Raw genomic sequence first — 12,520 nt, 5'->3', positions numbered from 1 at the left:
CGATGTCCAAGACCTTGATGGCCAAGACCTCGATGGCCAAGACCTCCATGGCCAAGACCTCGACTGCCAAGGCCGCCACGGATTTCAACGATCCGATCAATCTCCAGGTGATGTGGAACCGCCTGATCTTCATCGCCGACCAGGCCGATACGGTGTTGGGGCGCACAGCCTTTTCGCCGATCGTGCGCGAGAACCACGACTACGTCACCGTGCTGCTCGACAGTCGCGGGCGGGCGCTGGCCCAATGCACCTGGTCGATTCCGGTCTTCATCACCTCGCTGCCGGTGGCCGCACAGACCTATTTCCTGCCGAAATTCCCGCCCGAGACGTTGCAGGAAGGCGATGTGCTCGCCACCAATGACCCCGAGATCGGCACCGGCCATCTGCCCGACGTCACGATGATCACGCCGATCTTCAAGAACGGAAAGATCGTCGCCTATGCCGGCTCGATCGCGCATTTGCCCGATATCGGGGGCGCGCCGCTGCATTCGGAAGCCAGCGACATCTATGAGGAAGGCATCCGCTTCCCGATCGTGAAGCTGCACCGCGCCGGTGTGCCCAACCAGGACGTCCTGGACATCATCGCGGCGTCCGTGCGGCTTCCCACCGAAGTGCTCGGCGATCTGGAATCCATGGTCGCGGCCAACAACGTCATGGGCCGCGAGCTCGTGAAATTCCTCGATGAATACGGCCTCGATGAGGTCGATGGTCTCGCAGACGCGATCCATTCGCGCTCGGAAGCCCAGATGCGCAAGGCGATCCGCGCCTGGCCCAATGGCCGCTATGAGGCTGAAGTCCTCCTCGACGGATACCACGACGACATCACGCTCAAGGCCGCCGTCATCGTTGCCGACGAGACGATCCATGTCGACTACACCGGCACGTCCGACCAGGTGCTGCACTCCATCAACTGCCGCACCAACTACCGCTACGCCCACTCCGTCTACGCGCTGAAATGCCTGCTCGACCCTGAGACGCCCAATAATGAGGGCTGCATCACGCCGGTCACGGACGAGGCGCCGCTCGGCTCGATCCTCAATCCCGAAGCCTGGACGGCCGGCAACTCCCGCAATCTCATCGGCCACGTCATCCCATCGCTGATCTTCAAGGCGCTGGAGGGCATCGTCCCCGACAAGGTCATGGGCGACAGCGGCGGGGCGCCGATCTGGGCGGCCAATTGTGTCGGCCGGCGCGATGACGGTTCGCAATATGGCTCGGTCCAGAATTTCCATGGCGGCCAGGGTGCGCGAGCAGAACTCGACGGGCTGGATACGCTGAGCTTCCCCTCCAACTGCAAGGTCACGGCGATCGAGATGTTCGAGATCGCGGTGCCGGTGCTGACGGAGTGCAAGGAGCTGATCGCGGATTCAGGCGGGGCAGGGCAGCATCGCGGCGGGCTCGGCCAGCGCGTCATTCTGCGCAATCGCGCCAAGGCGCCGATGAACATCTATCTCGCGACCGAGCGCGTGCGCCACCCCTGCTTCGGCGTCGTCGACGGACAGTCGGGCATGCCCGGCAAGGTTGCAAGGAACGGCGAGGCGCAGTTTCCGAAAGGCAAGGTGGTCCTCCAGACGGGCGATCGCCTCAAGGTCGAGACACCGGGCGGCGGTGGCTGGGGACGCGCTGCGGCGCGCTCAGCCGAGCTGATCGCGCTGGATCTTGCGGAGGGGCTTGTCAGCCCCGATGCCACGCGACGTATCTACGGCAAGGCCTTCGCGGCGGCGGCTGAGTAGGGCGAGTAGGGAGAGATCATGGCACTGCTCAAGGGCAAGATCGCGCTCGTCACGGGGGCCGGCACCGGGATTGGGCGTGAGAGCGCGATCCTCTTGGCGCGCGAGGGGGCAACCGTGGTGCTGACCGGACGGCGAGCCGGCCCGCTCGATGAGGTCGCCAAGGTGATTGTGGAACAGGGCGGGCAGGCTGTCAGTCGCACTCTCGATATCGCCGACCGCAGCGCCATCGTCGCGACTGTCGCGGCCATCGAGGCCGAGCTCGGCCCGATCGATATTCTCGTCAACAATGCCGGCAGCGCCAGCAAGGTCCTGAATGCCCGCTTCCTGTCCGAAGCGGAGTGGAACGCAACGCTGAACGTCAACCTAACCGCGGTGTTCTCGCTGACGCAGGCGGTGCTGCCGGCGATGATCGCGCGCGGCGAAGGCACCATCATCACGGTTTCGTCGCTGGCTGCGCTCAATCCCAATCTGCTGGGCGGAGCGGCCTATGGCGCGGCCAAAGCCGGCGTGAAGAACTTCATGGGCTTCCTGCACAACACCTATCGCAACCAGGGCATCCGCGCGACGACGATCCTGCCGGGCGAAACCGATACGCCGATCATGAACAACCGCGCCCGGCCGCCGCTGGCGGAAGAACGCGCCATCATGCTCGATGCCCATGACGTGGCGCGCGCCGTCCTGCTCTGCGCCAGCCTTCAGCCCGGCGCGATGATCCCCGAACTCCACATCTGCCCGACGCGGATGCGCGACACCTCCGCCGATATCGAGACCGCGCGCTGGGTCGGCGCGCCCGACGACACGCCTGACAAGCCCATGCGCTGAGAGCGAGGACAAGACGATGAACGGAGCCAAGCTGCGCGGCAAATTGAGCCGGGGCGAATGCGTCAGCATGCTGGCGACACATCATCTGTCCCCCGGCCATGCCGTCAGGCTGACCGAGCTGGGCGCCGATGCGATCTTTCTCGATTGCGAGCACGGCACCTGGAGTTTTGAGGATGTCCGCCTCACCGCCCAGGCGATCCGGGGCGCTGGCGGTGCGGCGATCGTTCGGCCGGACTGCCACCAGCGCTCCCTTTTGATCCGCTATCTCAACGCAGGCGCGGACGGGCTGATGGTGCCGATGATCGACACGGCCGAGCAGGCACGCGGCGTGGTCGATGCCGTCCGCTATGGCTGCTTTGCCGATCATGAGAAGCGGCTCGTCATCGGCATGATCGAGACCTTGGAGGCGATCGAGGGCATCGATGCGCTGCTTGCCGTCGAGGGGATCGACGTCTTCTTCATCGGCCCCGGAGATCTCTCACAGAACATGGGCTATCCGCCCGCGCCGCCTTTCGGCCAGCCGCGCCCGCAAGCGGTTGTCGACAAGGTCGCGGAGGCCGTCAAGGCGATCCGCGGGGCGGGCAAGGTCGCCGGCACATTGGCAACCGCCGATGAATTGCCGTTCTGGCGAGACAAGGGCGTGCAGTATTTCTACGTTCACTCCGACCCGTTTCTCCGTATCGGGATGAACCAGCTGGCCGGCTTGCTCGCGGGGTAATTTCGCTGCGCTTAAGGCCCTGCATCGTGCCCGGCGCTCACTCTGTGTTGAGCCATCCGGGCACTCCAGGTCGATCAGGCGCCTCCGGCTCCTGATCAGATACCGAGCGCGCAGCCGTCCTTGCGCGGGTCGGAGCCGCCGAGCAGCGTGCCGTTCTCCCAATCGATCCAGATCGCCTGGGCGCCGCCGATCGGCGTCTTGGCGGGCTGAACCTTGAAGCCCCGGCTTTCGAGTGCAGGCCCGCAGGACGCCAGCAGGCGGCCTTCGAGCTCGACGGTCGCGGTGCCGGGCAGCGGGAACAGCCGCGGCAGGTCGATCGCGCTCTGCAGGTCGAGGCCGTGGTCGAACAGCTTCGACAGGAAATGGGCATGGCCCATCGCCTGGTAATGCCCGCCCATCACGCCGAAGGACAGGCAGACCTTGCCATCCTGCGCAAGCATGGCAGGGATGATCGTGTGCATCGGGCGCTTGCGTGGGCCGACCGCGTTCGGGTGGCCCTGTTCGAGCACGAAGCTCTGGCCGCGGTTATGGAGAAGCACGCCCGATTTCGGCGTCAGCAACCCGCTGCCATAGGGATGGAAGATCGAGTTGATGAAGCTGACTGCATTGCGGTCCTTGTCGACGACGGAGATGTAGACCGTGTCGCGATGCTCGGCGCCGCCTGTCAAAGCCGGCAGCGGCGCGGTCGCGCGCGCCGGGTCGATCCGGGCGGCGAGCTCATCGGCAAGCGCGTCCGAGAGCAGATAGTCGACCGGCACATGGCTGAGCGCCATGTCGGCGACGAACTGGTCGCGCGCGGCATAGGCCAGGCGCGTTGCCTCGACCTCGATATGCAGGTTCTCCACGGCAAGCGGATCGGGCTTCGGCGTGAAGCGCTCGAGGATCTTCATGATCATCAGGGCGACGATGCCCTGGCCGTTGGGCGGGATTTCATAAACGGTGCGGCCGCGGAACTGCGTGCTGATCGGCGTGACGTATTCGCCCTCGGCCGTAGCGAAATCCTCCAGCGTGTGCAGGCCTCCAGCCGCCTTGAGATAGTCCACGATCTCGGCGGCGACCGCGCCGCGGTAGAAGGCGTCCCGCCCGTCGCGGCCGATCGCCTCCAGAGTCGCTGCCAGATGGGGCTGGTGCTGGACCGTGCCGGCAGCCGGAGCCTCGCCATTGACCAGGAAGGTCGCGGCCGCATTGGCATCCTGCCGCAGCAGATCGCGCTGGTTGCCGAGGTCATAGGCGACGCGCGGCGTGATCGCGTAACCGTCGCGGGCGAGCTTGACCGCCGGCTGCAGGATCTCGGCGAGCGGCATCCGGCCATGATCCTTGACCAGCCGCGTCCAGGCGTCGACGGCGCCCGGCACCGTCACGGCATGGGGCGAGTGCCGTTCGAGCGTGGTGATTCCGGCCGCGCGGTACCAGTCGAGCGTGGCTGCAGTGGGCGTGCGGCCCGAGCCGTTATAGCCGCGGATATCGGTGCTGCCGCCCTTCGAGATCAGGGCGAAGCAGTCGCCGCCGATGCCGGTCGAGCCCGCCTCGACGACGCATTGCACGGCGCAGGCGCCGACTGCCGCATCGACCGCATTGCCGCCGGCGCGCAGGATGTCGATGGCGACGAGTGTCGCCGCCGGATGCGAGGTGGCGGCCATCGCCTCGCGACCGATGGCGAGGGAACGTCCGGGAAGCTCGAAGTCACGCATGGCAGGCCTGATCTTGGTTGGCCGCAGGCATCGACGCCGACGGCGGTGGGTTCATCAATGACGGGCTCGCCCGGACGGCAGTGTTGCTGCCCTCCGGGCCTGCGTTCTCAGCCCTTGCGCAGATTGGTGAAGACGGGAACGCCGTTCAGCATGCCGGTCAAGTTCTTGCGATAGGCGACGGGCTGGAAATACTGCCCAGCCGGGACATAGGGCACATCCTGCATCGCCTGCAGTTCGATCTCGCGGGCGATCGCTTTCTGCTCTGCCAGAGTAGCTGCCTCGAGCCAGCGGGCGCGCAGCGCCTCGATCTGCGGGCTTTCGGGCCAGCCGGGGCCGGCCTTGGGGCCATTGCCGCGCAAGGGCGAGCTCGTCGCCGGCGAGCCGAGATCGAGGCCCGACCAATAGGTGACGTAGCAGCTCCAGCCACCTTGCTCGATCGGGGTGCGATTGGTGATGCGCTGGAGGACAGTGCCCCAATCGGCCGCGACGAAGTCGACATTCGCACCGATCTGACGCAAGGCGTCGGCCGCAACATCGCAAACCAGCGAGATGCGCGGCACGTCCTGGGCCGCGAGGAAGACGATCCGCTCGCCCTTATAGCCAGCGTCAGTCAGCTCCTGCTTGAGCTTGCCGAAATCCTTCGGCCCTTTCAGTACCGACGCTGCGGCGTCCGACGCCATCGGCGAGTTGCCGGGAAAGAAACCCATGCTGCTGCGCTCGACCTTGGGATCGCCGCCGCAGACCGCGTCCATGCAGGCCTGCTGGTCGATGGCCTTGAGGATCACGCGCCGGATGGCCGGGTTGTTGAACGGCGCCTGGGTATGGTTGAGGCGCAGTTGGCCAGCCATGCCGCTCGGATCCTTGACCTCGACGACGATGTTGGGGTCCTTCCGCAGCAGCGGCAGCAGGTCGATCAGCGGCTGCTCGATCCAGTCCACGGCTCCGGTCTGGAGCGCCGAGACCGCTGTCGCGGGGTCCGGCATGACATTGAACTCGATGCGATCGAGATAAGGCGTGCGCGGCCCGGCCGTGAAGCTCGGCGTGCCGCTGGGACGCGGCACATAGCCCTGGTGACGGGCATAGACATGGCGGGCGCCCGAGACGCGCTCTTCCTTGACATAGCGGAACGGGCCGGAGCCGATCGCCTCCGGAATCTGCTTGAACGGGTCGGTCTCGGCCAGGCGCTCTGGCATGATCGCGGCGACGAGCGCGCTCGGGCGCGCCAGCGCCGCCGGCAGCAGCGGGAAGGGCTTTTTGAGCCGGAAGACGATGGTGCGGTCGTCGGGCGCCGAGAGCTCGTCGGTCACTGCCATCAGAGATTGGCCGAAGGCATCGCGCGCGCCCCAGCGCTTGATCGAGGCGACGGCGTCGCGCGCCAACACCTTGGCTCCGTCATGGAAGACCAGGCCCGGCCGCAGCGTCAGGGTCCAGCGCTTGCCGTCATCGTCGACGACATGGCCTTCAACCATTTGCGGCTGCGGCTGCAGGGCCTCGTCGAGCCCATAAAGCGTGTCCCAGACCAGCAGCGCATGGGTGCGGGTCGAATAGCCGGTCGTCCAGATCGGGTCGATGATCGCGACGTCGGAATAGGGCACGAAACGCAGAGTCCTGGCGTCCTGCGCAAGCGCGAGATGCGGCGCCGCGGGCAGAAAGGTTGCGGCGGCGGAGGCTTTCAGAAACTGGCGTCTGTCCATGTCATTCCCCTGTTATTGATGTCTTGTGCATGGCGTGCAGGCCGCTGCGGGCCCTTGTCGCGCCTGAAATCGGATCGCTTTGGCGCATCCCTCCCGATGCGTGGCTAAGGCAGTTGCAGTGCGCTCGAAGCTACTTGGCCGGCGCGGCGTGGCTTGCCACCAGCGAGATTGCCGTTCGCGAGATTGCCGCTGCGCAGGAATTCGGCGAGGCGCGGCGCCGTGCGCATGACGTGGTCGCGCATGGTCTGTTCGGCGAAGGCGGCATCGCCCGTCTTCATCGCCTCGACCACGACATGCTGGGTCTGCGTGGCGGTGCGCGGCCGGTCGATATGGTGGAGCCAGACGCGCATATAGGGCTCGACGGCGATATGCAGCGCCGAGATCTGCCGCATGAGCTTCGGCCGGCCGCTGAGCCCGCAGATATATTCGTGGAAGGCCTGGTGATGGCTCAGCCAATCGCCGCCGCCGGCTTCGCCGCTGCGCTCCATCCGCTGGATGAAGCTGTCGAGTTCGGCCAGCACCGCGGCGTCGACGCGTGGCATGGCGAGGCGGACCGCCAGCCCCTCGAGCACCGAGCGCATCTCGAAGCTCTCGAAGATCTCGTCGATGGTCAGGCCGGACACCACACAGCCGCGGTTGGGCCGGATCATGACGAGGCCTTCATTGGCGAGGCGCTGGAACGCCTCGCGCACCGGCATGCGGCTCATCGCCAGTTCCTGCGCGATCGTCTCCGGGATCAGCCGCTCGCCCGGCTGATAACGCCCGACGCGGATGGCCTGGAGAATCGCAAGATAGGCCTCCTCCTGCGCCGTGGCGGCGGAAGGTGTTCGTCCAAAGCTCATGGACTCGCTCCCTGCGAGAGCGCTGCCAGGGACGGCAGCGCTCGATTGCATCACTGTATCCAGTGATGCAATCGAAGGGGACAGAAGGCAAGCGTCCGGCCTGCCGCAATGCTGCGCAACAGCGCCTGAACTTTTGGCCTGTCTGTATGAGCGCCCTGCAGCGCGAGCCGTCGGGGGCCGGCTGTATCGTGCGTCGGGCGTTGCCGCCGGGCCTTGCTGTTTGTCCTCGGAACCATGCCGTCATCCTGGGCGTAGCCCTCGGGTCCGTCTTCGATCGGCCCAAGGAGAGGCTCCGCGCAGACCCGGGAGGCATTCCTGAACTTCGACAAGCAGGGCGCGGGGAACCCCTCTCCCGGAGGGAGAGGGGCAGGGGTGAGGGGTAGGCCGTTTGACGCTTTGGCCGTGCCTTCACCGCCGCATCGCTGTCAGGACATCGCGCAACTGGTCCAGGTGCCGACACCTCCCCCTGCCCTCTCCTTACAGGAGAGGGTTCCCCGCGCTTGTCTCGGCAACAAAAGGGTTATTCGGCAAGAGTGTTCGGCTTGCGCTCGCGAGGAAAGGTGTCAGACGGCGCTCCGCTTCGCTACGCCCAGGATGACGGCGTGGTGCCGAGGATAAACGATATCGAGGCACTCACGCCGCCCTGACGAAGCAGGCGGCCTGGGTTCCAGACTGCGCGTCTTTCAGGGCAGGGCGCGTTGTCGCGCAGATATCGACGCGGATCGGGCAGCGGCTGATGAAGGGGCAGCCCGGCGGCGGCGAGAGCGGGCTCGGCAGGTCGCCGGTCAGGATGATCTTTTCGCGGCGGCGCTGCAGGACCGGGTCCGGCAGCGGGATCGCCGAGAGCAGCGCCTGCGTATAGGGGTGCCGTGGTGCCTCGAACATCGCGTCGATCGGCCCGCTTTCCGCGACCGTGCCGAGATAGAGCACCATCGCCTCGTCGGCGATGTGCCGAACCACCGAGAGGTCATGTGAGATGAAGAGATAGGCGAGATCGAGCTCGCGCTGCAGCTCTAGCAGCAGATTGAGCACCTGCGAGCGGATCGAGACGTCGAGCGCCGAGACCGGCTCGTCGAGGATCAGGAGGCGCGGCGATAGCGCCAAGGCGCGGGCGATGACGACGCGCTGGCGCTGTCCGCCCGAGAGCGCGCTCGGCAGGCGCTCGCTGAAGGCCGAGGGCAGGCCGACCCGGTCGAGCAGTTCGATCACCCGTCTGCGCCGGTCGTTGCGCGACCAGCCGGCGATGGCGAGCGGCTCGGCGATGCTGTCGCTGATGCTCATCTTCGGGTCGAGCGCGGCACTGGGATCCTGGAAGACGATCTGGATCTCCTGCGCCAAGGCCGCCCGGTCGCGGCCTTTGAGCCCGGTGACGTCGCGCCCGTCGAACAGGATGGTGCCGCCGGTCGCCTGCTCCAGCCCGATCACGGCATAGGCCGTGGTCGACTTGCCGCAGCCGGATTCGCCGACCAGCGCGAGCGTGCGCCCGGCATGGACGTCGAAGGAGACGCCGTCCACTGCCTTGACCACGCCGCCTCGCGCACCGACGCCCTGGCGCAGCTTGAAATGGACCTTGAGGTCGCGGACCTGCAGCAGCGGCGCGCTCATGCCAGCGCCTCGACGCGGGCCGAATGCCAGCAGGCGGCCGCGTGGCCGGCCTCGACCGGCGCCAAGGGCGGCGGCTCAAGGCAAGCCTCGTCGGCGAGCGGGCAGCGCGTGCGGAAGCGGCAGCCTTCCGGCCAGGCGCCGGCGCTGGGCACCATGCCCTCGATGGTGCGCAAGATTGCCTTGCGCTGGCCCTGCAATGTCGGGATCGTCGCCAGCAGGAGCTTGGTATAGGGGTGGCGCGGCGCGGCGAAGATCGGCTCGACCGGCCCGCTTTCGACGATGCGGCCGCCATACATCACGCAGACATCGTCGGCGAGATCGGCGACGACGCCCATGTCATGGGTGATCAGCACGATCGCGGTGCCGACTTCCTCGCGCAGGCGGCGCATCAGCTCGAGGATCTGCGCCTGGATGGTCACGTCGAGCGCGGTCGTCGGCTCGTCGGCGATCAGCAGGGCCGGGCGGCAGATCAGCGCCGAGGCGATCATGATGCGCTGGCACATGCCGCCGGAGAGCTCGAATGGATATTGCCGCGCGCGCCTGGCCGCATCGGGAATGCCGACACGACTCATCATCGCGATGGCCTCTGTGCGCGCGGCTTTGCCCTGGAGTCCGCGATGCAGGATCAAGGCTTCCTCGACCTGCTCGCCGACGCGCATCAGCGGGTTCAGCGAGGCGACCGGCTCCTGGAAGATGATCGTCGCCTCATTGCCCCGCACATCCGAGAGCGCGGCCTCATCAAGGCCGGTCAGGTCGCGCCCGTTCAACCGGATAGCACCCTGCTGGATCCGTGCCGCCTTCGGCAGCAGGCCGAGCACCGACAGGGCCGTCAGGCTCTTGCCGCAGCCGGATTCGCCGACGATGGCGAGGATGCGGCCGGAGCCGACCGCAAGCGAAACATGGTCGACGATGCGGTTGCCGTCGATCTCGACGACGAGATCGTCGATCGCCAGGACGGGTGCGTCAACCGTCATCATGCCGTTGCCGCGACCACGGCGGCCCAGGGGCTGGTCGGATGAGCCATGCCGATGAAGCCACCATCCGGGGCCGCCATCACGGCCGATGGAATCGAGAAATTCACCGGGTAGAGCGTGTCCTCGACGATCTCGATGGGGAAGGTGGTCGCGACGGTCGCGGCGACATCGGCCTCGGCGCGCGCATCGATCTTGATTGATGGCGTCGAGGCGTCGATGCGCGGGCGATGGAAGACCTCCTCGAGCGAGAGGCCGAAATCGGCAAGGCCGGAGACCAATTGTAGCACTGTCGGGAAGATGGTGCGCCCGCCCGCAGCCCCGATGGCGAGCACCGGGCGGCCGTTCCGGCTCAGCACCAGCGGGCACATATTGGCGAGCGGCTTTTGGCCGGCCGCGATGCTGTTGGGCTGGCCGGGGCGGGGGTCGAACCACATCATGCCGTTGTTCATGAAGATGCCGGCATTGGGCAGCGCGACCTTGGCCCCGAAGCGCGAGAGCAGCGTGTTGGTCAAGGAGACCATGGTGCCGTTGCGGTCGACCACGCTGACATGGGAGGTGCAGCCGGCTTGCGGCGTCGCGGCATGGCCGAGCGTGGTCAGGCGCGTCGCATAGGCCTCCCGGATGGCGCTGGCATAGAGCAGGGCGGTCTGGGCCGGCGTGGTCTCGCGCGAGAGCGGGCCGCTTTCGAGCCTGTTGGCTGCGTCGAGAAAGGTCGGCCCGCCGCTCAGGCCGGGAAGTGCCGCGATGTCGAAATCGCGATAGCGGCCAGCGAGCGCCGGCGCCCAGGCAACCTCATAGGCGGCAAGATCGCCGGCGCGGATCGGCGAGCCGCCGGCTTCGAGATCGGCTGCGATCAGGCGGGCGCTCTCCCCCTCATAGAAGTCGCGCGCGCCGGCCTTGGCCAGCCGCCGCAGAAGTGCGGCCTTGCGCGCCATCGGCTTGAACCGCCGCGTATCGGCCCCGGCCTTGGGCGGGTGCCCGTCATCCAAGAGCAGCGCCGCCGCAGCCGGATCGCGTGAGAGGCCCGCAGTGTCGATCGCGATGCAGAGCGCCGCGAACCAGTCGATCTCCAGGCCGCGCTCGGCATGTTCGATCGCCGGCTGCAGCGCCTCTTCCCAGGAGAGCGTGCCATGGCGTGCGAGCGCCGCGGCGAAGCCGGCGATCGCACCGGGAACGCAGATCGCGCCATAGCCGGAGACATTGCGCTCGTCGACGACGGCCGGCCAGGCGAACCAGTTGCCGCTCTGGCCATCGGTCAGCGGATAATCGGCCGGGTCAAGCCCGGCGGCAGCGCGGACATTGAAGTCGAGCGTCTCGGTGGCGCCGGTCGCGCCATCGGCATGGACGAGGAAGCCGCCGCCGCCGACCCCTGACAGCCAGGGCTCGACGGTGCTCAGCACCAGCGCGGTGACGACGGCGGCATCCATCGCATTGCCGCCGCGCGAGAGCACGGCGGCCCCGGCCTCGGCCGCATGCCGGTTCTGGGCGGCGACGAGGCCATGGGGCGAATGGACGGCGGGCCTCTGGACGGTGAAGGTCTGCATCAGCGCGGGGTCCTGAAGCGGAGCGGGCCGCTGGGATCGGGCAGCCGCAGCGGCACGCTGAAGCGCTCGGCATTGGCGCTTGCGGCGTGATGGGCGGCGAGCTCGCCGACGGTGGCGATCCAGACCCCGTCCGAGGTGGTGACGGCGTCGAGCAGCTTTTCCAGCATGCGGACCCGGCCGGCGCGGCCGGAGATCCAGTCGTGGATCGTCAGCATCATCATCCGGCCCTCGCGGTGCAGCACCTGCCATTCGTCGAGCCAGGCCTCGAGGATGCCGCCTTGCGGGGAGGGCGGGGCACGGTCTGTCGGGCTGCCGGTGAAGCGGAAATAGATCGCGTCATCGACCGCCCAGAGCACCGGCACCTGGGTGACGCCGTCGATCGTATAGGGATGGTCGAAGCCCATCAGCGAGGAATCATAGAGCCCGCGCCGCTTCACCTCCGCCAGCATGGCCGGCGTCATCTCCCAGGCCGGCGAGCGGAAGCCTTTCGGCACGATACCGGCTTGGGCTTTGAACAGGGCCAGCGATTCATCGAGTGCGCGGGCGAACTCGTCCGGGCCGGCCTCGGTCGCGATCTCATGGAAATAGCCGTGCAGGCCGACCTCGTGGCCGCGTTCGACGAAAGCCGGCAGCAGTTCGGGATGGTTTTTCGCCACCAGCCCCGGCACGAACATCGTTGCCTTGATGCCGTAGCGGTCGAGCAGATCGAGGATGCGCCAGATGCCGATGCGCGGGCCGAACAGCCGCTGCTCGATCTGCCCGAGCGTGGCCGGGGCGTCGGGAGCGAGGTTCCACTGATAGGGGCTTTCGGCATCGACATCGATGCTGAAGCAGAAGGCGCTGGTTTTGCCGGCAGGCCAGTCATAGCCGGCGCGAGGGAAGGTCGCGGGGGTCATC

Annotated in this window: 10 protein-coding genes; 3 read left to right on the top strand and 7 right to left on the bottom strand. The window is 67.2% G+C overall.

Annotation, left to right across the window (positions count from 1 at the left end):
- The first annotated feature begins 47 nt into the window (after window positions 1-47).
- The 3 genes from J2Y55_RS10430 to J2Y55_RS10420 are packed head-to-tail and all read left to right on the top strand — an operon-like array spanning window position 48 to window position 3,273.
- Window positions 48-1,733, top strand: coding sequence for a hydantoinase B/oxoprolinase family protein (locus J2Y55_RS10430; protein WP_310152040.1), 1,686 nt, complete (start codon window positions 48-50; stop codon window positions 1,731-1,733).
- 18 nt (window positions 1,734-1,751) lie between these two features.
- On the top strand, window positions 1,752-2,555 hold the full coding sequence (locus J2Y55_RS10425; RefSeq protein WP_310151827.1) for an SDR family oxidoreductase: 804 nt from the start codon (window positions 1,752-1,754) through the stop codon (window positions 2,553-2,555).
- A 16-nt stretch (window positions 2,556-2,571) separates the two neighbouring features.
- Entirely contained in the window at window positions 2,572-3,273 is a 702-nt protein-coding gene (locus J2Y55_RS10420; RefSeq protein WP_310151824.1) for an HpcH/HpaI aldolase family protein, read from the top strand.
- A gap of 95 nt (window positions 3,274-3,368) precedes the next feature.
- Here J2Y55_RS10420 and ggt read toward each other — a convergent pair whose 3' ends face one another.
- From ggt to J2Y55_RS10385, 7 genes are all read right to left on the bottom strand, one after another.
- Window positions 3,369-4,964, bottom strand: a complete 1,596-nt coding sequence (ggt, locus tag J2Y55_RS10415) for a gamma-glutamyltransferase (protein ID WP_310151822.1) — start codon at window positions 4,962-4,964, stop codon at window positions 3,369-3,371.
- Window positions 4,965-5,071: 107 nt separating this feature from the next.
- On the bottom strand, window positions 5,072-6,658 hold the full coding sequence (locus tag J2Y55_RS10410) for an ABC transporter substrate-binding protein (protein ID WP_310151820.1): 1,587 nt from the start codon (window positions 6,656-6,658) through the stop codon (window positions 5,072-5,074).
- Between the two features lie 104 nt (window positions 6,659-6,762).
- On the bottom strand, window positions 6,763-7,500 hold the full coding sequence (locus J2Y55_RS10405) for a GntR family transcriptional regulator (RefSeq protein WP_310151816.1): 738 nt from the start codon (window positions 7,498-7,500) through the stop codon (window positions 6,763-6,765).
- A 633-nt stretch (window positions 7,501-8,133) separates the two neighbouring features.
- Window positions 8,134-9,105: an ABC transporter ATP-binding protein gene (locus J2Y55_RS10400; RefSeq protein ID WP_310151812.1), complete on the bottom strand. Its 972-nt coding sequence runs from the start codon at window positions 9,103-9,105 to the stop codon at window positions 8,134-8,136.
- Window positions 9,102-10,079 carry an ABC transporter ATP-binding protein gene (locus J2Y55_RS10395; protein ID WP_310151809.1) on the bottom strand — a complete coding sequence of 326 codons (978 nt, stop codon included), beginning with the start codon at window positions 10,077-10,079 and terminating at the stop codon, window positions 9,102-9,104. The genes J2Y55_RS10400 and J2Y55_RS10395 overlap by 4 nt, the downstream gene beginning before the upstream one ends.
- The gene (locus J2Y55_RS10390) at window positions 10,079-11,623 is read right to left on the bottom strand and encodes a gamma-glutamyltransferase family protein (protein WP_310151807.1); all 1,545 of its coding nucleotides are present in this window, start codon (window positions 11,621-11,623) and stop codon (window positions 10,079-10,081) included. The genes J2Y55_RS10395 and J2Y55_RS10390 overlap by 1 nt, the downstream gene beginning before the upstream one ends.
- The gene (locus tag J2Y55_RS10385) at window positions 11,623-12,519 is read right to left on the bottom strand and encodes a polysaccharide deacetylase family protein (protein ID WP_310151804.1); all 897 of its coding nucleotides are present in this window, start codon (window positions 12,517-12,519) and stop codon (window positions 11,623-11,625) included. Before J2Y55_RS10385 ends, J2Y55_RS10390 begins: the two co-directional genes overlap by 1 nt.
- Between the last annotated feature and the right edge of the window lies 1 nt (window position 12,520).

Source organism: Allobosea sp. BE125 (assembly GCF_031456075.1).
In the GTDB taxonomy this organism is placed as follows: domain Bacteria; phylum Pseudomonadota; class Alphaproteobacteria; order Rhizobiales; family Beijerinckiaceae; genus Allobosea.
Note: the sequence above shows the minus strand (reverse complement) of the source record. Positions and strands in the feature narration are given on the sequence as shown.